The following is a 22914-nucleotide window of genomic DNA, read 5'->3' on the forward strand; positions in this document are numbered from 1 at the left end:
CTTTTAAAGACTGTAATATTCTTTTATTTAACTAACCAAACGCTTAATTATGTCTTTTGTTGGTAAAATTTTATTGGTGTGTGAAATACTTGGTCCAGCCACCCAAACAGTTTTATAAGTAGCTTTAGTTGCAGCCTTTTCAGTGGCTTTCATTCCTATAGAAAAACGAATCATTTTAACCCATTTTTTTAACTTTTTATTCTTATTTAAAACAGATTCCAACCAAGTTTGTTTTGTGCCAATTTTTTGAACATAAGGCGTATTAATAACTGTACATGGTGTTCCTGAAATACGCTCTGTCATTACAATATCATCAGCGCCATAATCCACACAAGCTTGTTTGTATTCCTCAGTAACACCAGCCTCAACAGAAGCTATAAAAGGGCTTCCTACTGAAACTCCATCGGCTCCATAACTAAGCATTTTATCAATATCAGCCTTACAACCAACACCTCCGGCAGATATTACAGGAATACTTAAATTGCTTTTTAAAGTTTTTATTAATTCTTCAGGAGAAATATTACCACGGTGTCCTCCTGCTTGATTATTTACTGCCACAACTGCATCTCCTCCTAACTGTTCGACCTTTTGAGCAAATTTTAAATTTGTAATATCACAATAAACTTTAATACCAACTGCATGAGCGTGCTTAATAGTTTCTTCTGGACTTCCTAATGATGTTAGAATAAAATCGCATCCTTCCTCACATAATACAAGTAATTGCTCTTTTGCTTTTGGGTTAGATTTATTTACTATTAAATTAAAACCAAATGCTCCACCTTCAACTTTACTCGCTTTAAGTTCTTTTATTGCGGCTCTTAACTCATCTAAAGTTCTATAATTAAGTGCAGGAATACATCCAGCAATTCCAGAATTCATCGCTTCTTTAACCATGGCTACGTTAGAAACCAAGAACATTGGAGCCATAATTATTGGATGTTTTATATTAAGTTGTTCGGTAAGTTTAGTTGTCATTATTTAAAAAGTTGATTTCAACAAATATAATAAATTATTATGCACGCATAGTATATTAAATATTTTTAATCTAGAAATCTATAATATCCACATTTTAAATAAGCACCTTCCGGAAAACTTACAGGATGATCTGTATCATGATCTGTTTTAAGTAAAACCTTAAATTTTCTGTTAGTTGAAGCTAATGTTTGACTATTGATATCAAAAAAAGCTTGACTAACTACTCTAGATGAGCATGATGCTAATACTAAAAGGCCATTTTTTGCTGTTAGTTTCTCACCCAATTCGGCTAGTTGTGCATACTTCTTTTTAGCTAATTCAATTTCAGAATTTTGTTTTGCAAAACTAGGCGGATCGATAACAACAACATCAAAAGTAGTTTTGTTTTTAATGAGCTTATTTAATTCATCAAAAGCATCTCCAGCAATAGTTTTATGTTTTCCAACGTAAGTATTTAATTTACCATTTTGAATAGCTATCTCAAGTGCTTGTTTACTTATATCTAGACTAGTTACTTCTTTGGCGCCATTGTACAAAGCATGAACTGAAAAACCACCTGCGTAGGAAAAAACATCAAGAACTGTTTTATCTTTACTCCACTCACCTACTTGTTTTCTGTTAGCTCGATGATCTAAAAAATAACCTGTTTTATGTCCTTTAATAACATTTGCTGAAAAATTTACACCATGCTCAACAAACTCTATAACTTCATTTTCTAGAACTCCGTAAATTACTTCTCCATTTTTAAGCTGATGTTCTTTTGATTGCTCTAAGCTTCTACTTAAACGTACAACAACCGTTTTAACTTTTGAAATTTCTTTCAAACTAGGAATGATTGTTTCTAAATATGGTAGCCATATTTCAGAATAAATTTTAACAACTAAAACTGATGCATAAACATCTGCTATTAAACCGGGAAATCCATCATTCTCTCCAAATAATAAACGGTAACTATTTGTTTTCGTTTGAAATAATTTATAACGTTTAGAATAGGCTTCTTCTATTTTCTGTTTAAAAAATTCTGAATTTATATCTACTTTTTCTAGACTACTATGAAGCATTTTAATTCGAATTGGTGAATTAGCATCATATAACCCTAAACCAACAACCCGATTTTTGTTTTTCCCAAATATAATAGCCAAATCTCCAGATTTAGCATCGTCGTTAATTTTTGTAATGTTATTTGAAAACACCCACGGATGTCCTTTTACAACAAATTGTTCACCTATTGCATTAAGCTTTATAGCTAAACGTTTAGGCTTATAATTTGATTTTATTTTTGAGGAAAATGACATGAATCTATATTATTTATTGTCAAAAGTATGGGTTATGAAGTAATTAAAAAACTTTTAAAGTTTAATACGTAAGCTTTTATAAAATTTTACTTTTATAAATAAAACAGAAATTACTAAACCAATATATTAAGAATCATAAATCGCTAAAAATAAGAATTTTAAATATTATTTTATTACATTTGAGTTATCCTAAATAACTTTCCAATAGTAATCTCTAATTAACATTTTTCAAAAATTAAAAATTGAGCTATGTTGGAAATTAATGAAAAATATTGTCTTACTAAACTTTATGAAAATCCTTTATTTAAAAATATAGATTTAAAAAAATATTCAAATCTAATTAAAGATTCTTCATTAAGAACTTGGCCAAAGAAAACCTGTTTTTTAGATACTGATAAAACAGTTAATAAATTTAATATTATCATTTCGGGCAGATTAAAGGTCTATTATTTTGATGATATTAAAGACCGGAAAATCACACTCTTTTTACTATCTAAACATGATGTTTTTGATGTTTATCATATATTCAATATATCACAACATAAAGTATATTATGAAACTTTAGATACCAGCGAGATTTTAAGTATTCCTATAAATACTCTTAAAGAATGGATGAAAAATAATCCCATATTTTACATTGGCTTATTGCAGTATATTATTATTAAAATGAGATTTTTAGAAAATTTTGTAACAAGTTCAAACCTTGACGACACTTCTACTAAATTAGCAAGATTACTACTAAACTATACTAATGAAACTTCTGAAAAAATAGAATTAATTAATGACTTACCAAATAAAGAATTAGCGGAATTAATAGGGACAACAAGAGCTGTTTTAAACAGAACTATTCAAAAATTTAAAGAAGCTGGTATCTTAAAAATAGAAAATAAGCAAATCAAAATCATTAACATGAAATTGCTACTGGAAAAACTAAAAAACTAAAAAATTATGTTAAATAAAGACATGGTGCTACCTAGGTAGCACCGTGTCTTTATTTTTATCAATACTTTTATGTTGCAATAAATACAAATTTACTTTAAAAAATAGTTCCCTCTATAATAATAGTTTTTAGTCAACATTTTGTTTAATTTAATTCTATTATCATGAAAAAAATTTTGATTGGTATATTTTTTTTAGGCCTTACCAACCTAATCTATTCCCAAACAGCATTTCATCCCGAAAGTTTTTTTTCTAAAATAAAAACGCTAAGTACAGTAAACGCTGCCTACATTAATAACGTATTTGATGCTAATAATTCTAAACGTGTGGTGTACCTAGAAAATAAAGTTGCTGAATATGATATAAAAAAACAACCATTATTCAATAAGGAGTTTGAATCTTATATTGTTGTTTTTGAAGAGCATAATAATTACCAAGGTTCTATTAATGCGACTTATGACGAAAATGGAGAAATCATTAATACTCATGAAAAATTTAAAAACATTAAACTACCTTTTTTGGTATTAAATGTTATTAATAAAACGTATCCTGGCTTTATAATTCAATCTAACTTTTACATTGTTAATTACTCCAAAAATAAAGCTACTAAGAAGTTCTTTAAAGTAAAAATTGAGAAAGAAGGCGAAATAAAATCTTTAAAAATTAACCCAGAAGGTAAAATTATATGATTTTTAAATAGGTAATAGTGTATTTATTAAAACCCAATATTAATAATAAGAAACGCAATCAAATTAATGATTGCGTTTTAACTTTTATAATAATTTAAAACTATTGCCTAATATAAGTTACAACTATATTTACTGTTGAACTAAAAGCAATGCCTTGATCTATTATTTCTTCAACTTCAACGGCTGTTAATGTCATACTTGTTTCTGTAAGTTCTTTAATTGTAAGAATTATAGTTTCGCCATCTTCAACTACAGATAATTGATTTCCTACTTTAATCCAAGAACCACCACTTAAAAATTCTAAATTTTCAGAGTTATCAACTTGAGTTTGCCCATCAATAGTTGTAGTTAATTCTATATTATAAGATCCATCTGACACAAAAGTATTTGGATTTTCTAAAAAAGTTAATGTATAATCAACATCATAAGCCTCGCCAATAAAATTAGCTGTTACGTTTTCACCTTGGAATTTAGTTGTTGTACTTCCTGTATAATTAACATCTACACCAATCCACGTTCCAACTATATCTGCTGAAATATTATTATCGGAATCGTTAGAACAAGAAAATAATGAAATAGAAAGTGAAAGAAATAAAATTGTAAATTTTTTCATATTTTATGCGGTTTATTTGTTAATTCGCTAAACTATGATATTATTTTTAAAATTAAAATTAAACCTTAAATAACAAAAAACGCAATCAAATTAATGATTGCGTTTTTTGTTATGTGATGCTGAAACAAGTTCAGCATGAAGCTAATTATTTTACTTCTTCAAAGTCTACATCTTCCACATCGCTTCCTTCTGCTTGTCCGTTTTGGCTAGCATCTGGTCCTGGAGCTTCTGCACCACCTTGTTGTGCTTCTGCTTGTGCTTTGTACATTTCTTCTGAAGCAACTTTCCAAGCTTCGTTTATTTTATCTAAAGCAGGAGTAATTACTTCTAAATCTTTAGTTTCATAAGCTTTTTTCAATTCCTCTAAAGCATCAATAATTGGTTGTTTTTTATCATCAGATAATTTATCTCCAAACTCTTCTAATTGTTTTTCCGTTTGGAAAATCATAGAATCTGCTTCATTTAATTTCTGAGCGTTTTCAACCGCATTTTTATCTGCTTCAGCATTTGCTTCAGCATCTGCTTTCATTTTTTGGATTTCTTCTTCAGTTAAACCAGAAGATGCTTCAATACGAATATCTTGTGTTTTACCTGTAGCTTTGTCTCCAGCTGTTACATGAATAATTCCATTTGCATCAATATCAAATGTCACTTCAATTTGCGGTGTACCACGTCTTGCTGGTGGAATACCATCTAAGTGAAAACGTCCAATAGTTTTATTATCGGCAGCCATAGCTCTTTCACCTTGTAACACATGAATTTCTACAGAAGGCTGATTATCTGCTGCTGTTGAGAATACTTGTGATTTCTTAGTAGGAATAGTTGTATTTGCTTCAATAAGTTTAGTAAATACATTACCCATTGTTTCAATACCAAGAGATAAAGGTGTTACATCTAAAAGTAATACATCTTTAACATCTCCAGTTAAAACACCACCTTGAATACCAGCACCCAGAGATACAACTTCATCTGGGTTTACACCTTTACTTGGTGCTTTTCCAAAGAATTTCTCTACTGCTGCTTGTACTGCAGGAATACGTGTAGAACCACCTACTAAAATAACTTCGTCAATATCGCTTTTGCTTAAACCTGCTGATTTTAATGCAGACTCACATGGCTCTATAGTACGTTTTACTAAATCGTCAATTAATTGCTCGAATTTAGAACGTGTTAATGTACGTACTAAGTGTTTTGGTCCACTAGCGGTAGCGGTTACATAAGGTAAATTGATTTCTGTTTGAGCTGAAGATGATAATTCAATCTTCGCTTTTTCAGCTGCTTCCTTAATACGTTGTAAAGACATTGGATCTTTTCTTAAATCCATACCTTCTTCAGCATTAAACTCATCTGCTAACCAATCAATAATTTTTTGATCTACATCATCACCACCTAAGTGTGTATCTCCATCTGTTGAAAGTACTTCAAATACACCATCTCCTAATTCAAGAATAGATACATCATGTGTTCCTCCACCAAAATCAAAAACTACTATTTTTTGGTCTGTTCCTTTTTTGTCCATACCATAAGCTAAAGCTGCAGCAGTAGGTTCGTTAATAATTCTACGAACTTTTAAACCTGCTATTTCACCAGCTTCTTTAGTAGCTTGACGTTGACTATCGTTAAAGTAAGCAGGTACAGTAATTACTGCTTCTGTTACTGTAGTTCCTAAATAATCCTCAGCAGTTTTCTTCATTTTTTGAAGAATCATTGCTGATAATTCTTGAGGTGTATATAAACGACCATCAATATCTACACGTGGTGTGTCATTATCGCCTTTTACAACTTTATATGGTACGCGTTCTGCTTCTTTTTTAGATTCAGAATATTTGTTACCCATAAAACGTTTAATAGAATAAACTGTTTTTGTTGGGTTTGTTACTGCTTGTCTTTTTGCTGGGTCACCAACTTTAATTTCGCCTCCTTCTACAAAAGCGATTACAGATGGTGTTGTTCTTTTTCCTTCTGCATTAGGAATAACAACTGGCTCATTACCTTCCATTACAGAAACGCAAGAGTTGGTTGTTCCTAAATCGATTCCAATAATTTTACTCATAATATTTTATGCTTTAAATGTGTTGAATGTTCATTTTAAATTCGTTTTGTATAAGTCAATCATTATGCCAACAAAAAAATGCTGACATGATGTCAGATTATTTTACCTTCAGTCACAGTAGTGGCAAGCAGTCATAACAATCTTTAACATTTTAAAAAGCATATACACAACAAACTCATTTTTATAAAAAGGGCTTATTTACCATTAAAACAATTTATATTTGCGTACCTAAAAACAATAAAGAGTAACATGGAGTGTATTTCTGTTTTTGACATGTTAAAAATTGGTGTTGGTCCTTCAAGCTCACATACATTAGGCCCTTGGAGAGCTGCTGAACGTTGGATAAATGACTTAAAAAAAACTAATAAATTTGATAAAGTTGAAAAAATATCAGTAGACCTTTATGGATCTTTATCTTTAACAGGAAAAGGACATGCCACAGATTATGCCATTATGCTAGGGCTAAGTGGCGCTGATCCTGAAACCATACCTACAGAAACTATCGCTTCGGTTATTGCTGAAATAAAAAGCACTAATATCATTCATTTTAATGATGAAAAAGAATTAGAATTTAACCCTAACACAGATATCATTTTTAATAAAAAATTTTTACCATTTCACTCTAATGCAATGAAATTTTCTGCAACAATTAATGGTAGAAAAACAAATGCTGTTTTCTACTCTATTGGAGGTGGTTTTGTGGTTCAAGAAGAAAGAAAAATATCAAAAGCTAATAAAATTATTTTTTATTGCACGTTTCCTTATCCTATTGAAACTGGTGTTGATCTTTTAAAATACTGTAATCAATTAAATAAACCTATTTCTGAAGTTGTTTTAGAAAATGAAAAATCAATTAGACCCATAGAAACTATTGATTTTGAATTACAACGCATTTGGGATACTATGTTAGAGTGCATATACATAGGATGTCACACGGAAGGCAATTTACCAGGTGGACTAAATGTTAGACGACGTGCCTTTGATACCTATCAAACTTTAAAAGGCGATTTAACTTATAATTCGCCTGAAGAATGGCTAAAAACCATTCGAAATACAGAAGTTAAATTTAGGCAAATATTAAAATGGGTAAGCTGTTTTGCTTTGTCTGTAAACGAAGTAAATGCCTCGTTAGGTAGAATTGTGACAGCACCTACAAACGGTAGTGCAGGTGTAATTCCTGCTGTTTTAATGTATTATATGACCATTGAAAATCATGAAGCTGACTTCAATCATATTAAAAAATTCTTATTAGTAGCTGGTGAAATTGGAAGTATATTTAAAAAAGGTGCCACTATTAGTGCCGCAATGGGAGGTTGCCAAGCAGAAATTGGCGTATCATCTGCCATGGCAGCTGCCGCTTTATGTGAATTAATGGGTGGCACATCAGAACAAGTTCTTGTGGCAGCTGAAATTGCTATGGAACACCACTTAGGTTTAACTTGCGATCCTATTGGTGGTTTAGTACAAATTCCTTGTATAGAACGTAATGCTATGGGAGCTATTAAAGCTATAAATGCTGCCGAAATGGCCTTAGATACAGATCCTAAAAATGTAAAAGTCCCTTTGGATAAAGTTGTTGCTACTATGTGGGAAACCGCAAAAGACATGAATACTAAATACAAAGAAACCTCTGAGGGAGGTTTAGCTATTGGTGTTAACCTTACGGATTGCTAGATAGTTAAATTGAAAACTAAAAAAACATTTTTTTACCAATTTTCATTAAGTCCATTTTTTAAAGCTTTTCTATACTTTTCAATGCTAAAGCTATATAAATCTGGGGCTTTATGTGCGCCTCCTTTTCTTGTTTCATCTAGCTTGTTTAAAATATCATAGCGCAACATTTTTCTATAAAAATTACCACGATTAAGCTTTTTGCCTAATATTATTTCATAAAGTTTTTGAAGCTCAGGCATTGTGAATTTTTCTTGCAACAAATTATATCCTATAGGTTTATGGACTAACTGTTTACGAAGGGTAGCTAGTGCTTTATCAAAAATAAAACGATGATCCATCATAAATTCTGGTAATTCTTCAATGGATTTCCACTCACAGTTAGTAGAAAGTTCATCAACTTTTGGAATTACTTTAGAAAAATCTACTAAGGCATAAAATCCAATTGAAACAAAACGTTGCTTATGCCATAATGTATCAGGATAGTCTTTGAAAAAATCTTCAGAACGATTCAAATTACCAAAAATTCTAAATTGTTGCAAATAAATATCATCTGCACCTGTTCTCACTTTTAATATTCTACTTGCCGCATCATTTATACTTTCTTCCTTTAAAACATAACCTCCTGGAAGACTCCAAACTAAACTATCTTTCATTTTTAAAACTAAAACCTTAAGAGTAGCATCATGAAAACCAAACACAACACAATCTATTGAAAGATTTGGTAAATAAATTTCCCATGACTCCTTAGACTTATCTTCAAGTATTTTTTTTAATTCCATAAAATATAATTCTAAGCAAAGCTAATAATTTGAATTCAACTTTCACTTAATGAAACAGATAACTAGCATCTAAATTCCACTTTTCTTTGGAAATATAAAAAATATAAATTAATATTGCTTCATAATGAAGCAATAACTATTAAACTAAATAAACCATGAAAATCAAAAGTCTAAATCATTTGATGAAAGCATCACTTCTATCAATTTTAATTATTTCAGGAGTTTCCTGTAAAAACAATCAAAAAGATTATGAAAAAGAAGACAATCAATTAATCACCTTAAATGAGTATAGATTTAAAGACTTGAATAAGAATGGAGAATTAGATCTATATGAAGATTCTCGTTTAACAATTGAAGAGCGTGTAAAAGACTTAATTGACAAATTAAATGATGAGGAAAAAGCAAGTTTATTAATAGGCATAGGAATGCCTGGTTTTGATTGGGAGACTATGCAATTTATGGCTGGTGCCGATTTAGGAAAAGTGCCTGGTGCTGCTGGAGGAACTCATAAAATAAAAAGATTAGGAATACCATCTGTTATTGTTGCTGATGGACCCGCAGGATTAAGAATAAACCCAGAGAGAGATAATGATACTATCACTTATTATGCAACTGCTTTTCCTGTTGGAACTGCATTAGCATCAACTTGGAATGAGAAACTAATTAATAATGTTGGTAAAGCCATTGGGAATGAAGTAAAAGAATATGGCGTTGATGTTTTATTAGGACCAGGAATGAATATTCATAGAAACCCTTTATGCGGAAGAAATTTTGAATACTATTCTGAAGACCCAATGCTATCTGGTAAAATTGCAGCTGCAATAATAAATGGCATACAATCTAATGGTGTGGGAACATCTGTTAAACACTTTGTTGCCAATAACCAAGAAAGAAATCGCATGGGTATAAATGCTCACGTAAGCGAAAGAGCCATGAGAGAAATCTATTTACGTGGTTTCGAAATAACTGTAAAAAATGCGCAACCTTGGACAATAATGTCATCTTACAATTTTGTAAATGGAACTTATACTTCTTCTAGTAAAGACTTATTAACTACAATTCTTCGAGATGAATGGGGCTTTAAAGGTTTAGTAATGACAGATTGGTTTGGTGGATATAATAATTCTGGCTTTAATCCAAATATTTTAAAAAATGAAGTAAGTGATGTCACTAAACAACTTACTGCTGGAAATGATTTATTAATGCCAGGTCTTACTAAGCAAAAAGAAAGTATTATAAAAAATATTAAGAATGGTAATTTAACAAATGAAGCTATTGATACTAATCTAAAAAGAATTTTAGAATTAGTGTTAAAATCACCTGCAATGAATAATTACAAATATTCTAACAAGCCTAACTTAAAAGAACACGCAGAGGTTACAAGACAAGTTGCCGCCGAAGCAACCATTTTACTAAAAAATGATAATAATACATTGCCATTTAATTCAAAATCATCTTCATTAGCAGTATTTGGAAATACAACTTATAACTTTATAGCTGGTGGAACAGGAAGTGGCGATGTAAATGAAGCTTATACTGTTTCATTAATTGAAGGCCTTACTAATGCCGGGTTTTCTATAGATAAAGAATTAGAAAGCAAATACTTGCCTTATGTTAAAGAGCAAAACATAAAAGAAATGGCACGTAGAGAAAAAGAAGGCGGATTATTAGCGGTACCAAAAAGAATTCCTGAACTAGAATTAGATAAATCAACTATTCAAAATAAAGCAAATTCATCTGAAATAGCTCTAATTACTATTGGAAGAAATGCAGGTGAATCTGGAGACAGAGAAATAACAAATGATTTTAATTTGGCAAAAGATGAAATTAATTTAATAAATAATGTTTCAGAAGCCTTTCATGCTAAAGGAAAAAAAGTAGTAGTTATTTTAAATATTGGAGGTGTTATTGAAACAGCTAGTTGGAAAGATAAAGTAGATGCTATTCTATTACCTTGGCAACCCGGACAAGAAGGTGGGAATTCTGTTGCAGATGTAATTACAGGAAAAGTAAATCCTTCTGGAAAATTAACTATGACATTTCCTGTAAACTATGAAGATGCAGCAGCTACTAAAAACTGGATTGGAGCTCCCGCTGAAAACCCAACAAGCGTGACTTATGAAGAAGGTATTTATGTTGGCTATCGTTATTTTAATACTTTTAATGTAAAACCATCTTATGAGTTTGGTTACGGTTTATCATATACATCATTTGATTATTCTAATCTTACATTAAGTTCTAAAACATTTACTGATAAAATAAGTATATCTGTAACCATAACAAATACTGGTAAAACTGCTGGTAAAGAAGTTGCTGAATTATATCTTTCTGCACCTGAAAAATCAATAGATAAACCAAGAGAAGAATTAAAAGCTTTTGGTAAAACCAATTTATTACAACCAGGAGAAAGTCAAACAATTACTTTAACTCTAAATACAAAAGATTTAGCGTCTTTTATTCCAAACAAGAATGCTTGGATAGTTGATGCAGGAACATATAAAGTATTAGTTGGTACATCCTCTTTGAATATTAAACAAAAAGCTCAATTCTCAATAGAAAATGAACTTATTGTAGAAAAAACAAATCCTACACTAGCACTAGATTTGCAATTTACTGATTTGAAACATTAGTTTTTTAAACTAATTTATTTAAAATGGATTCGACTTTCTTCGAATCCATTTTTTTATTTCAAAACAATTAGTTTTACTACTTTTACATTCTATAAAAAAAGCAAAAACATGTCTGTAGCTAAAAAAGAATACAAACGCATTACCGTAAAAACATTAGTTGATATGAAGGCTAATGGTGAAAAAATATCTATGCTTACTGCCTATGATTATACTATGGCGAAAATTGTTGATGGCGCAGGTATTGATGTCATTCTTGTTGGTGATTCTGCAAGTAATGTTATGGCAGGACATGAAACGACATTGCCTATTACATTAGACCAAATGATATATCATGCGTCTTCTGTAATTAGAGCTATTGACAGATGTTTGGTAGTTGTAGATTTACCTTTTGGAAGTTACCAAAGTGATCCAAAAGAAGCGTTGCGTTCTGCTATTCGTATCATGAAAGAAAGTGGTGCACATTCCGTTAAAATGGAAGGTGGTCGCGAAATAAAAGAGTCTATAAAACGTATTTTAAATGCTGGAATCCCTGTTATGGGACACTTAGGTTTAACACCGCAATCTATATATAAATTTGGTACATACACTGTTCGTGCAAAAGAAGAAAAAGAAGCTGCCGATTTAATTGAAGATGCTAAAATGCTAGAACGTATTGGGTGTTTTGGAATTGTACTTGAAAAAATACCTGCTAAATTGGCTAAACAAGTTGCAGAGAGTGTTAGCATTCCAATTATAGGAATTGGTGCAGGACCAGATGTTGATGGGCAAGTACTAGTTTTACATGATATGTTAGGAATGACACACGAATTTAACCCTCGTTTTTTACGTCGTTATATGAATTTATATGAAGAGATGACAACTGCTATTTCGCAATATGTTGAAGATGTAAAAAGTGTTGATTTCCCAAATGAAAGTGAGAAATATTAACGACTATTAGAAAAACTAATATGTCTAAAATCCTTTCCAATAAATCCAATTTACAAGTTCTATTTGAGGACAACCACATTATTATTGTAAATAAACGCGCAGGCGATATTGTACAAGGTGACAAAACAGGAGACAAACCTTTAAGCGATGTTGTAAAAGAATATATAAAGGTTAAATACAACAAACCAGGAAATGTTTATTTAGGCACTGTTCATAGATTAGATAGACCAACCACAGGGCTTGTTATTTTTGCTAAAACCAGTAAAGTACTTCCTAGGCTTAACAAATTATTTCTATCAAAAGATATAAATAAAACGTATTGGGCTATTGTGAAAAATGAACCACCAAAAATGCAGGAAACTCTAATTAATTGGTTAAAAAAGAATCCGAAAAACAACAAATCATACAGCCATTCAAAAGAAGTCACTGATAGTAAAAAAGCTATTCTTCATTATAAAATATTAAAAAAATTAGATAATTATTACTTACTAGAAATCAACTTAGAAACGGGTAGACATCACCAAATTCGCTCACAATTATCAAATATTGGTAGCCCAATAAAAGGTGATTTAAAATACGGTTTTGATAGAAGTAATAAGCATGCAAGTATACATTTACATGCCAGACATATTGAATTTATTCATCCTGTAAAAAACGAGCCTATAAATATCACAGCGCCGTTACCAAATGATCCTATTTGGGATGCTTGTTCATCTTAAATGATTATATTTAAAGAAAACAATTGAATACAATACCAGAAATATTATCTGCACAAAAAGTGCTTTTTAAATCTCAAAAAACAAAGTCTATTTCCTATAGACTTACATTTTTAAAAGCTTTAAAAAAAGAAATTCAATCAAAAGAGCAAGATATTTATAATGCTTTAAAAAAAGATTTTAATAAACCAGAATTTGAATCTTTTGTTAGTGAGTATGGCTTAGTGATTTCTGAACTGAATTTAGCTATTAAAAATGCAAATAAATGGTCTAGACGAGAACGGGTAAAATCATCACTTTTAACATTCCCTTCTAAAGACTATATTTATAAAGAACCTTACGGAAACATTCTAGTTATTGCACCTTGGAACTACCCTTTTTTATTAGCTGTAAATCCATTAATAATGGCTCTTGCTTCTGGAAATACTGTCGTTTTAAAACCTAGCGAATTAACTATAAATACATCCAAGTTAATTTCTGAAATTATTCAAAATGTTTTTCCTAAAAATGTCGTTGCTTCTGTTGAAGGAGGTATTGAAACTTCTACAGAATTATTAGCTCAAAAATGGGATTTTATATTTTTTACGGGTAGCGTTTCTGTTGGTAAAATTGTAGCTAAAGCTGCTGCTAAACATTTAACGCCTGTAACTTTAGAATTGGGCGGAAAATCGCCTTGTATTATTGATGATTCTACAAATTTAAAATTAGTTGCTAAACGAATAAGTTGGGGGAAATTTTTTAACGGAGGACAAACATGTATTGCTCCAGATTATGTTATTATTTATTCGAAAGTTAAAGATGAATTTATAAAACATTTAAAGAATGAAATAGTAAATAGGTATGGTGTAAATCCAAAAGAATCACAAGATTTTCCACGAATTATAAATCAAAAAAATGTTTTAAGATTGAAATCAATGTTGCATGATTGTAATATTATTTTTGGTGGTGAAATTGATGAAAATAAATGTTACATCTCTCCTACTTTAATTGATAACCCGAGTTTAGATAGCAACATTATGCAAGATGAAATATTCGGACCTATTTTACCAATTCTTTCATATAAAAATGAAAACGATATAGAATCTATTATTTGGAATTATGATAAGCCACTGTCTCTTTATGTGTTTTCAAATAGAAAAACATTTATAAAGCATATAATAACTAAATATAGTTTTGGAGGTGGTGTAATAAATGATTCATTAATACACTTTGGTAATAACAAACTTCCTTTTGGAGGTGTTGGTGCTAGTGGCATGGGGAATTATCATGGTAAATATGGCTTTGATACATTTACACACAATAAATCAATTATAAAGCGAGGTAACTGGTTGGATCCATCATTACGATATGCACCATATAAACAACAATTCAACTTTATAAAAAAGTTATTTAATTTCTTTTCTTAAATATCAAAAGGATAGTCAATTACTAGTTTAACGCCTTCATTTGGTTTTGATGTTAAATCTAGCTTTGCATTTACAAGTGCTGCTCTACTTTTCATATTTATTAAGCCTGAACCTTTTTCAACAGTATCAATATCGAATCCTTTACCATCATCTGTTGCTGTAATAATTAAATTCTTTGGTTGATAATTTAAAGTAATATTTAAGTTTTTTGCCTCAGAATATTTTACAGAATTTGATAAAAATTCTTGAAGAATTCTAAAAATTATAATTTCATGTTTTCTATTTACAAAATCTATCTTATCGCCTATAATTTTAAGTTCTGCAGAAGTGAATTTCATCTTTTTTAAACGATTCAATTCATTTGTTATAGATTTTTCAAAACCTATATTTAAAACCACTTCATTATTTAATGTTTTAGAAAGTTGTCGTACTTCGGCTAAACTATCTTTAAGAGCATCAGAAGTATCTTTAAATTTATCTTTAACATCGTCTGCTACTTGCATTTTCAAAATACTTAGTTGCATACTTGCAAAGGAAAGTAATTGACCAATATTATCGTGTAACTCCCAACCAATATTCTTTAAAGTTTGCTCTTGGGTTTCTGTTTGTGCTTGAGCAATTTCTTCTTCAAAAGCTTGTTGTTGTTTAATTCTATCTAGTAATAATTTGTTTTTACGTTTTTGAAAAACAACAAAAAACACAATAACTAAGGAAGTAATGATAATTAAAACCATTATCATATATACTAATAAATAGCGTTCTGAAGCTGTACTAGCTAATCGTTCTGAGGTTTGCAGCATATTAAGGCAAATGTAAAAGTTATGTACATAAATATATTAAGAAATAAGAATATTTGCCATTTCAAAAAAACAAAATTCCAATCAGAGGTTGAATTATAAATTTCAAAAAACACTAATGGTGTAATAACTAGCCACCAAATAAATATAGTTACACTGATATAAAAGTTTAATGATTTAAAAACTTTTAAAATTCTATCGCTCAATAATATTTCTGTAAAATAGAGAAATGTACACAAAAATATGATTAATGCTCCAAAAATATTTAATACGCGCAATGAGCTAATAAAAAAAGCATCAAAATTTATAATAATGTAACAAATTGAAAATAGTAAAAAAGTATAGGCAGTATACTCAATAATACTTTTAAATTTAGTGTTTTGTAAAATTTTATTATAATAAAAAGCAAAAAACACAACTGCTCCAACCTTCCAATATAAGCCAGACCACCAATAATTTCTCTCAAATGGAGTGCCTTCCAAAAAACTTAAAAATCCGTTATTTTTTATATAATATGTATAGATTCCTAAAAAATCACAAATGCCAATATAAATTAAAAAGTATATAAAATATTTAGCTGGGGTATGTTTATACTTTTTATATAGTATTACTCCAGTTACTGCAGATAATATCTCTACAGAATGGGTTAATAAACTATAATATTTTATAAGAAAGTCGTTCAAATTAGTCTAAATCCTTGTCATTTTCTGGTTTACAATATATTAAAGCAAATGTAAAGGTTAAGTACATAAATATATTAGCAAATAAAAAAATTTGCCTTTTTAAATTCACAAATGACCAATCTGATATTGTGTTATAATGGTCAAAAAATATTATTGGAGTGATTATTAACCACCATATAAAAAGACCAAGGCTTGCATAAAAGCCAAATGTTTTAAATATGTACAAGATTGAATCGCTTTTTAAAAATTCTATAAAGTACAAAGAGATACAAATAAAAGTAGCTAAAAGACCCAGGAATTGATAAATTTTTGGATGAGAATTCATGAAAATTTCAAAGTGCAATGTAAAATGTCCTAGCATAATAAGCGAAAACAATGCAGCTACAATTTTAATAATAACCTTAAATAGTTTTATTTTTATTAATGAATGAAAATAAAATAGCACAAATAAAATACTTCCAAAAAACCAAAATAGGTTATACCAGTTTATTGAACGAATCCCAATACTTCTAATTAGTTTAATTGGAGGAGATGTTGCAAAATAAAGCAACGAAGTTCCAATGAACTCTACAAAAAAAATATAAATTAAAAAATAAATGAAGTATTCTGTTGTGGTGTTTTTAAATTTCTTATAATAAAATATTCCTGCTAATGCAGCTAATAATTCAAATCCGTAAGTTATAAAATTAAAATTCTTCGTTAAAAACTCCTCCACTAATTAATCATATTAATTTCATTATCTGGCTTACAAAATATTAAAGCAAATGTAAAGGTTAAATACATGATTACATTAGCAGATAAATAAATATATCTTCTTAAATGAATATAATTAATATCTCTATACTCACCATAAATATCGTAAAATACAATAGGTGTAATAATAAGCCACCATATAAAAATAGCTACACTAATATAAAAGTCAATGGATTTATAAAAAGTTAAGGTTCTATCACTTTGTAACATTTCAACAAAATAAAAGACAGTACATATGAATATAATTATTGCACCTAAAACACTTATTATTGGAAAAAAGCGAATAAAATAATCGTTCCAATTAAAAATAATATAAATAATAGAAAACACTAAAAATAAATAACAGCAATATTTTATAACGATTTTAAATACCTCAGTTTTTAAAATTTTATTATAATAAAAAACAAAAAACAAAATAGCTCCAATTTTCCAATATAGAGTTGTCCACCAAAAATTTCTACTAAAAACAGTATCTTTTAGGTAACTAAAAATATCATTATCAGCAATATAATTAACATAACCTCCAATAAAATCACAAAGGGAAAGGTAAACTAGAAACCATATAAAAAATTTAGCAGCTATAAGTTTGTATTTTCTATAAAGTAACAAACCTGTTAGGGCCGACAATATTTCAACACTATGTGTTATTATTGTATAGTTTTTTATTAGAAATTCTTCCAAAAATAGTTAGTTTAAAACATTATCTTTTTCTGGTTTGCAACTTATTAATGCAAACGTAAAGGTTGTATACATAATAACGTTGGCAAATAAGTAAATCTGCCATTTTAAGAATATAAAATTCCAATCATTATAAGAATTATAAATATCGTAAAACACTAGAGGTGTTAAAATAAGCCACCATATAAAAATAGCTACACTAATATAAAAATTAATTGATTTATAAAAGGTTAATATTTTGTTGCTTAATAAAGTTTCAATAAAATAAAATATGGTGCTTAAAAAAATAATTACAGCTCCAAGTATACTTATTATAGGAAAAAAACGAGTAAAATAATCATCCCAATGAAAAATAATATATAAGATAGAAAAAACTAAAAATATTAAAGCACAATAAGTAATTATAGTTTTAAATACTTTGGTTTTCAAAATTTGACTATAATAAAATGCAAAAAATAAAACGGCACCAATTTCCCAATATGCAGTTGTCCACCAAAAGTTTCTAACAAATATTGTTCCTTTTAAAAAACTTAAAAAATCATCCTTATTTATATATTTAACATAACTTCCTAAAAAATCACATACAGAAAGATATATTAAAAACCATATAAAATATTTGGCAGCCGTGAGTTTATACTTTTTATAAAAAAATAAACCTGTAACAGCTGCCATAACTTCAACACTAAAAGTAATAGTGTTTTTATATTCTAATAAAAATTCATTCATTAAAATTATTCTGGATAGCCACCATCTCCTCCTGTTCCTCTATTTAAAGGAGGTACTGGGATATTATAAGGAGGAGTTTGTAAAAACAAATTCACGCTACTTGCCTTTGATGTTTTTTTATTACCGGTAGGCACAATAAACATAGTATTTCTATTCTTTCTAGGTGGTGTTGCATTTTTACCATAATTACCTAAATAGACACGAACTCCAGACATTGTGTAACCTAAAGAATCTGATTGGGCTTTAGCATAAACCAAATACTCATTAACCTCGTCTAGAGACCAAAGAACAGATCTCGTTTTTTTTCTAGGTCCTTCAACATCAATAAGAGAATCTATGTCTGTTTTGTTATATTTTGCCCAATTATCGCTTAATTTAGTGGCTTCGACAACTGTTATAGTATCTTTTGGAACTTTTACTAAAATTTCACACATGTCAATCTTTTCTCTTGGGCAAAAATAATACGTTAGTGCCGCTCCAATAATAAATCCTAAAATAATGTAAATAAGTTTTTTCATGTTTGAAGTATTTGATTAATAATAGCTGCTTAAAAGTAGTAAAAAGATTTAATACTGTAAGGTTTTATATAAAACTTTAAGTTGGAAACCCTAACATATCTCCCATACCAACAGTAAATAACCAACAGCCATATATGGCATGTTCTATTGAAACCAATAATGTAGATTGTGTTTTATTATAAGTTATAGCAAATAGTATTCCTCCTAAAAAGGTTAATATAATCACCAGTAAATTCTTAAAAAATATGTGAGCTAAACAAAATACAATTGCGTTTATAAAAATTAAAAAATTAGTGTTTTTAAAAACGTTTTTATAGCGTTTAAAGAAAAAGGTCCTATAAATTAACTCTTGCGGATATACTGAAAACAAACTATATATAAATAATATAAAAAACCACAATTTAGGCTTGTTTAATAACACGTTAAAAAGTGCTTCTTTATTAGTTAGATTAACAAAAAAACTTGTAATTAAACCTATTACAAATAGTTTGATAAACGTTTCTTTCCAAAACAGATTCCATTTTAAATTTGGTGCAATTTTTAGTTTTTCTTTTTCAACTCTTAATAACACATAAATAACATAAAAGAACCCCATAAAACCTATGACTAGTTTTATCCAAGGAGAGTAATTCAATGCTAAACTTAATGGAAACAGAACAAAAATGATTAAAAACTCACAGCTCTTATATAAAAAGGAATTCATATTCAAAGACTTATTTTAGTAGAATGCTTCACTTCATTAATAACAAACATGCTATGCGTACTGCCAATATGGTTAATGGTAGTTAATTTATCAACCATGAATTCTCTAAAAGCCGCCATATCTTTAACTAAAACTTTTAGTAAATAATCGTAATCACCACTAATATGATAGCACTCTAAAACCTCATTTAAATTAGCCACTTCTTTTTCAAATTTAATTACAAAATCTTGAGAGTGTTGCACCAATTTTATATGACAAAACACAACAAAATTTTTATCAATTCGCTCTTTATTTAATAAAGCTATATATTTATTTATGAATCCTTCTTTTTCTAGTTTTTTAATACGTTCGTAAACAGCTGTAACAGATAAATCTAATTTATTAGAAAGCTCTTTATTTGTCTGTTTACTATCTTCCTGTAAATACTCTAATAATTTTTTATCGATGGTATCAAATATCATAATTGAAAATTTTTCATGAAAACAAGTAATTTCATCATAATTAAAGTAAATATATCTAAAATAATAAAATTATATAGTTTTATTTTCTACAAATACTATTATACATTGTTTTTTACTCTAATTTAATAGAAATTTGATCTTAAATAAACACAACAACTATGGCTTTTAAACCCGTAAACAACATACAAGATTTACAGTACTTTGGAGAATTTGGAGGTGTTAATCCTTCAATATCAGATTCCTCTACTTATACTTTTTTATCAGCAAAAACTATGTTTGATACTTTTGAGGGAAATGCAGATGGTTGTTATTTATACTCACGCCACTCCTCGCCTTCTAATTTATACTTAGGTGAAGCCTTAGCCGCTATGGAAGGTACAGAAACTGCTAATGTCTCAGCATCTGGCATGGGAGCTATTACACCTGTATTGTTGCAATTATGTGGCTCTGGAGACCATATTGTTTCTAGTCGAACTATTTATGGTGGCACTTATGCTTTCTTAAAAAATTTTACACCACGTTTTAATATTCAAACATCATTTGTAGATATTACAAATTTAGAAATTGTTGAAGCAGCTATTACAAAAAACACTAAGGTTTTATATTGTGAATCGGTTAGTAATCCGCTTTTAGAAGTTGCTGATATTAAAGGTTTAGCTGAAATTGCAAAAAGACATAATTTAAAATTAGTTGTAGATAATACATTTTCCCCCTTATCAATTTCACCTGCTGTTTTAGGTGCAGATGTTGTAATACATAGTTTAACCAAATTTATAAATGGTTCTAGTGATACTGTTGGCGGCGTTGTTTGTGGCACTCAAGAGTTTATAAACGACTTACGAAATGTAAATGATGGTGCATCTATGTTATTAGGTTCTACTATGGATAGCTTAAGAGCTTCATCAATTTTAAAAAACTTAAGAACATTACATATTAGAATCCAACAACACAGCAAAAACGCATTATTTTTGGCTGAAAAATTTGAATCTGACGGACTCAGAACAGTATATCCTGGTTTAGCTTCACACCCATCACACGAGTTGTTTAAAAGCATGATGAACTCTCAATACGGTTTTGGTGGTATGCTAACCATTGATGTAGGCTCTTTAGAGAAAGCCAATGAACTTATGGAACTCATGCAGAATAAAAACCTAGGGTATTTGGCAGTAAGTTTAGGGTTTTACAAAACCTTATTTTCTGCACCAGGAAGCTCAACATCATCAGAAATCCCTGAAAAAGAACAAAAGGAAATGGGCTTAAGTGATGGTTTAATTCGCTTCTCAATTGGTTTGGATGCAGATATTGAACGCACTTACAAAATGATGCGTAAATGTATGGAGGAATTAAATATTTTGGATTCAAAATTAAGAATCTGTTAAACTCCTTTAATACGAGTCCATAATGAAACCATAATTTCACTTAAACTATCAAATTTAGGTTCAAAAGGTTTCATATTGAGTCTGTTTTCATCTTTATATAGCAGTAAACTAAAAATAGACGTATTTGGATTATTTTCATCTAAAAGTGGATAACGCAAATCGTTATATTGGTATTCATTTTCATCAATTTTATAAACACTATAATATTGATTACTAAACCAAGCTAAACTTTTAATATCATCAAATTCTGAAGACTTTAAATCGCGTTGTTTTGGAATAGTTTTAAAATTCAAAAATCTCTTTTTTGTATCAAACAAAGAATAATTAGCAACAAAATAAGACGTATCAGTTTCAGCTATTCCATACCACAAAATATTATTAAAAATATATGGTTGTGTACTAAATCGTATTGAATGAATCTCTCTTTCGTTTAAAGATTTTCTAAATAATGAATCTATATATAACTTATTTCCTAACGTAAATAACATGTAAATAGAACTTATACTTAACCCCAATTTCAACCACAATCGTCTTTTATTAGAAGTTCTATTAAAAAACATTAAAACAACCATACAAATTAAAAACGGCAATGTATATATAGGATCTACAACTGCAATGTTATTAAAAGCCACCCTGTAATTACTAAAGGGTGTAAATAATTGTGTTCCGTAAGGTGTAAAACAGTCTAAAATGGGATGTGTAAATAACGATATAAACCATAACCATATCCAATTTTTTTGAGTGGTTGTATTTAACCGACTACCAGAATTGTATAATTTATGCACTAACCAACCAAGTATAAATGCTCCTAAAACAGAAAATAATATGGAATGCATAAACCCTCTATGAAATAACATGGCATCAATATGATTTCCATAAAGAATATTACCAACGTAAACATCTAAATCTGGAATTGTACCTCCAATAGCACCAAACAGTAATGCTTTATTGCCAATTTTTTTTCCTAAAACAGCTTCTCCACAAGCTGCACCTAGTATAATTTGAGTAAGTGAATCCATAATAGCATGCGAAAATACAACTAAAATGAAAGATTGTAACTAAACTAAGTGTTAGCTATTATTTTATGCTTTAATTTATATTGATTTATTTTGGATGTAATATCTATAATATCTTGTTGTACTTTCGCTTTTAAGTTTAAAATTTCTGCCAACTGTTGTTCTATATTATTCTTAAATCCTGAATTAATTTCTACATAAGATAAATAATCTAGAGTTTTTAAATACCTATTTAATTGCTGATAATATTTTTTAAGTTTTAATCTTTTCTCATAATCTAGTCTTTTTCTATTTTTCTTAAAGAAAGTAAAAGATTTACAATCATTTATAACAGAAAGTTTGTTATCAACTTTAAAAATATCGTTTGAAAATAATTTTGAGGTTTGAATAAAAAGAAATTCAAATTTACTAACCCCTATAGAGTAAATATAATAGCTAAATAAAAATAGGTTGTTTGCGAAAAAAAACAAATAGATATGTGACATTAGTAATGATTAAAATAAT

The 22914-nt window shown here is 29.0% G+C and carries 21 protein-coding genes; 8 read left to right on the forward strand and 13 right to left on the reverse strand.

Features of this window, described 5'->3' with window-relative positions:
• Nucleotides 1-27 precede the first annotated feature (27 nt).
• Together BT151_RS15190 and BT151_RS15195 are read right to left on the reverse strand one after the other, a co-directional pair.
• A complete protein-coding gene (locus tag BT151_RS15190; protein WP_072403217.1) occupies nt 28-975 on the reverse strand; it encodes an NAD(P)H-dependent flavin oxidoreductase in 948 nt (315 codons plus the stop codon).
• 65 nt (nt 976-1040) lie between these two features.
• Nucleotides 1041-2270: a class I SAM-dependent rRNA methyltransferase gene (locus BT151_RS15195; protein ID WP_072403218.1), complete on the reverse strand. Its 1230-nt coding sequence runs from the start codon at nt 2268-2270 to the stop codon at nt 1041-1043.
• 249 nt (nt 2271-2519) lie between these two features.
• Between BT151_RS15195 and BT151_RS15200 the strand changes: the two genes are divergently transcribed.
• Nucleotides 2520-3212, forward strand: coding sequence for a Crp/Fnr family transcriptional regulator (locus tag BT151_RS15200; protein ID WP_072403219.1), 693 nt, complete (start codon nt 2520-2522; stop codon nt 3210-3212).
• A 161-nt stretch (nt 3213-3373) separates the two neighbouring features.
• Nucleotides 3374-3898, forward strand: a complete 525-nt coding sequence (locus BT151_RS15205) for a hypothetical protein (RefSeq protein ID WP_072403220.1) — start codon at nt 3374-3376, stop codon at nt 3896-3898.
• Nucleotides 3899-3998: 100 nt separating this feature from the next.
• Here BT151_RS15205 and BT151_RS15210 read toward each other — a convergent pair whose 3' ends face one another.
• Nucleotides 3999-4511: a hypothetical protein gene (locus BT151_RS15210; protein WP_072403221.1), complete on the reverse strand. Its 513-nt coding sequence runs from the start codon at nt 4509-4511 to the stop codon at nt 3999-4001.
• Between the two features lie 145 nt (nt 4512-4656).
• A complete protein-coding gene (gene dnaK, locus BT151_RS15215; protein ID WP_072403222.1) occupies nt 4657-6564 on the reverse strand; it encodes a molecular chaperone DnaK in 1908 nt (635 codons plus the stop codon).
• Between the two features lie 249 nt (nt 6565-6813).
• Here dnaK and BT151_RS15220 point away from each other — a divergent pair, with 249 nt between their 5' ends.
• On the forward strand, nt 6814-8238 hold the full coding sequence (locus BT151_RS15220; protein ID WP_072403223.1) for an L-serine ammonia-lyase: 1425 nt from the start codon (nt 6814-6816) through the stop codon (nt 8236-8238).
• A 32-nt stretch (nt 8239-8270) separates the two neighbouring features.
• Here the strand turns inward: BT151_RS15220 and BT151_RS15225 are convergent, their stop codons facing one another.
• Nucleotides 8271-9017 carry an NUDIX hydrolase gene (locus tag BT151_RS15225; protein WP_072403224.1) on the reverse strand — a complete coding sequence of 249 codons (747 nt, stop codon included), beginning with the start codon at nt 9015-9017 and terminating at the stop codon, nt 8271-8273.
• 155 nt (nt 9018-9172) lie between these two features.
• Between BT151_RS15225 and BT151_RS15230 the strand changes: the two genes are divergently transcribed.
• The 4 genes from BT151_RS15230 to BT151_RS15245 all read left to right on the forward strand — a co-directional run bounded on the left by BT151_RS15230 (nt 9173) and on the right by BT151_RS15245 (nt 14696).
• Nucleotides 9173-11647, forward strand: a complete 2475-nt coding sequence (locus BT151_RS15230) for a glycoside hydrolase family 3 C-terminal domain-containing protein (protein WP_084647993.1) — start codon at nt 9173-9175, stop codon at nt 11645-11647.
• A 108-nt stretch (nt 11648-11755) separates the two neighbouring features.
• The gene (gene panB, locus BT151_RS15235) at nt 11756-12574 is read left to right on the forward strand and encodes a 3-methyl-2-oxobutanoate hydroxymethyltransferase (protein WP_072403225.1); all 819 of its coding nucleotides are present in this window, start codon (nt 11756-11758) and stop codon (nt 12572-12574) included.
• A gap of 20 nt (nt 12575-12594) precedes the next feature.
• Nucleotides 12595-13293, forward strand: coding sequence for an RluA family pseudouridine synthase (locus BT151_RS15240; RefSeq protein ID WP_072403226.1), 699 nt, complete (start codon nt 12595-12597; stop codon nt 13291-13293).
• A 23-nt stretch (nt 13294-13316) separates the two neighbouring features.
• Nucleotides 13317-14696, forward strand: coding sequence for an aldehyde dehydrogenase (locus BT151_RS15245; RefSeq protein WP_084647994.1), 1380 nt, complete (start codon nt 13317-13319; stop codon nt 14694-14696).
• Here the strand turns inward: BT151_RS15245 and BT151_RS15250 are convergent.
• From BT151_RS15250 to BT151_RS15285, 6 genes are all read right to left on the reverse strand, one after another.
• Nucleotides 14693-15496, reverse strand: coding sequence for a sensor histidine kinase (locus tag BT151_RS15250; protein ID WP_072403227.1), 804 nt, complete (start codon nt 15494-15496; stop codon nt 14693-14695). The genes BT151_RS15245 and BT151_RS15250 overlap by 4 nt on opposite strands.
• A 1394-nt stretch (nt 15497-16890) precedes the next feature.
• Nucleotides 16891-17610, reverse strand: a complete 720-nt coding sequence (locus tag BT151_RS15265; protein WP_072403230.1) for a hypothetical protein — start codon at nt 17608-17610, stop codon at nt 16891-16893.
• 6 nt (nt 17611-17616) lie between these two features.
• Nucleotides 17617-18333 (reverse strand): hypothetical protein, encoded by a 717-nt coding sequence (locus BT151_RS15270; RefSeq protein ID WP_072403231.1) that lies wholly within the window; start codon nt 18331-18333, stop codon nt 17617-17619.
• A gap of 5 nt (nt 18334-18338) precedes the next feature.
• Complete coding sequence (locus BT151_RS15275) at nt 18339-18851, reverse strand: hypothetical protein (RefSeq protein WP_072403232.1); 513 nt, start codon at nt 18849-18851, stop codon at nt 18339-18341.
• A gap of 76 nt (nt 18852-18927) precedes the next feature.
• Nucleotides 18928-19554, reverse strand: a complete 627-nt coding sequence (locus tag BT151_RS15280) for a CPBP family intramembrane glutamic endopeptidase (RefSeq protein WP_072403233.1) — start codon at nt 19552-19554, stop codon at nt 18928-18930.
• 2 nt (nt 19555-19556) lie between these two features.
• The gene (locus BT151_RS15285; protein WP_072403234.1) at nt 19557-20015 is read right to left on the reverse strand and encodes an Lrp/AsnC family transcriptional regulator; all 459 of its coding nucleotides are present in this window, start codon (nt 20013-20015) and stop codon (nt 19557-19559) included.
• Between the two features lie 158 nt (nt 20016-20173).
• Between BT151_RS15285 and BT151_RS15290 the strand changes: the two genes are divergently transcribed.
• Entirely contained in the window at nt 20174-21394 is a 1221-nt protein-coding gene (locus BT151_RS15290) for an aminotransferase class I/II-fold pyridoxal phosphate-dependent enzyme (RefSeq protein ID WP_072403235.1), read from the forward strand.
• Here BT151_RS15290 and BT151_RS15295 read toward each other — a convergent pair.
• Both BT151_RS15295 and BT151_RS15300 read right to left on the reverse strand, forming a co-directional pair.
• The gene (locus BT151_RS15295) at nt 21391-22413 is read right to left on the reverse strand and encodes a metal-dependent hydrolase (RefSeq protein ID WP_072403236.1); all 1023 of its coding nucleotides are present in this window, start codon (nt 22411-22413) and stop codon (nt 21391-21393) included. The genes BT151_RS15290 and BT151_RS15295 overlap by 4 nt on opposite strands.
• A gap of 44 nt (nt 22414-22457) precedes the next feature.
• Nucleotides 22458-22895, reverse strand: a complete 438-nt coding sequence (locus tag BT151_RS15300) for a hypothetical protein (protein WP_072403237.1) — start codon at nt 22893-22895, stop codon at nt 22458-22460.
• Nucleotides 22896-22914 lie beyond the last annotated feature (19 nt).

Source organism: Flaviramulus basaltis (assembly GCF_900114265.1).
Lineage (GTDB): Bacteria > Bacteroidota > Bacteroidia > Flavobacteriales > Flavobacteriaceae > Flaviramulus > Flaviramulus basaltis.

What these genes read in the sequence shown, in the direction of transcription:
- BT151_RS15195 (WP_072403218.1), bottom strand. Translation starts at nt 2,270, where the DNA reads ATGTCATTTTCCTCAAAAATAAAATCAAATTATAAGCCTAAACGTTTA.
- BT151_RS15225 (WP_072403224.1), bottom strand. Translation starts at nt 9,017, where the DNA reads ATGGAATTAAAAAAAATACTTGAAGATAAGTCTAAGGAGTCATGGGAA.
- BT151_RS15210 (WP_072403221.1), bottom strand. Translation starts at nt 4,511, where the DNA reads ATGAAAAAATTTACAATTTTATTTCTTTCACTTTCTATTTCATTATTT.
- BT151_RS15270 (WP_072403231.1), bottom strand. Translation starts at nt 18,333, where the DNA reads ATGAATGAATTTTTATTAGAATATAAAAACACTATTACTTTTAGTGTT.
- BT151_RS15280 (WP_072403233.1), bottom strand. Translation starts at nt 19,554, where the DNA reads ATGAATTCCTTTTTATATAAGAGCTGTGAGTTTTTAATCATTTTTGTT.
- panB (WP_072403225.1), top strand. Translation starts at nt 11,756, where the DNA reads ATGTCTGTAGCTAAAAAAGAATACAAACGCATTACCGTAAAAACATTA.
- BT151_RS15240 (WP_072403226.1), top strand. Translation starts at nt 12,595, where the DNA reads ATGTCTAAAATCCTTTCCAATAAATCCAATTTACAAGTTCTATTTGAG.
- BT151_RS15190 (WP_072403217.1), bottom strand. Translation starts at nt 975, where the DNA reads ATGACAACTAAACTTACCGAACAACTTAATATAAAACATCCAATAATT.
- BT151_RS15290 (WP_072403235.1), top strand. Translation starts at nt 20,174, where the DNA reads ATGGCTTTTAAACCCGTAAACAACATACAAGATTTACAGTACTTTGGA.
- BT151_RS15230 (WP_084647993.1), top strand. Translation starts at nt 9,173, where the DNA reads ATGAAAATCAAAAGTCTAAATCATTTGATGAAAGCATCACTTCTATCA.
- dnaK (WP_072403222.1), bottom strand. Translation starts at nt 6,564, where the DNA reads ATGAGTAAAATTATTGGAATCGATTTAGGAACAACCAACTCTTGCGTT.
- BT151_RS15205 (WP_072403220.1), top strand. Translation starts at nt 3,374, where the DNA reads ATGAAAAAAATTTTGATTGGTATATTTTTTTTAGGCCTTACCAACCTA.
- BT151_RS15300 (WP_072403237.1), bottom strand. Translation starts at nt 22,895, where the DNA reads ATGTCACATATCTATTTGTTTTTTTTCGCAAACAACCTATTTTTATTT.
- BT151_RS15220 (WP_072403223.1), top strand. Translation starts at nt 6,814, where the DNA reads ATGGAGTGTATTTCTGTTTTTGACATGTTAAAAATTGGTGTTGGTCCT.
- BT151_RS15285 (WP_072403234.1), bottom strand. Translation starts at nt 20,015, where the DNA reads ATGATATTTGATACCATCGATAAAAAATTATTAGAGTATTTACAGGAA.
- BT151_RS15275 (WP_072403232.1), bottom strand. Translation starts at nt 18,851, where the DNA reads ATGAAAAAACTTATTTACATTATTTTAGGATTTATTATTGGAGCGGCA.
- BT151_RS15200 (WP_072403219.1), top strand. Translation starts at nt 2,520, where the DNA reads ATGTTGGAAATTAATGAAAAATATTGTCTTACTAAACTTTATGAAAAT.
- BT151_RS15295 (WP_072403236.1), bottom strand. Translation starts at nt 22,413, where the DNA reads ATGGATTCACTTACTCAAATTATACTAGGTGCAGCTTGTGGAGAAGCT.
- BT151_RS15250 (WP_072403227.1), bottom strand. Translation starts at nt 15,496, where the DNA reads ATGCTGCAAACCTCAGAACGATTAGCTAGTACAGCTTCAGAACGCTAT.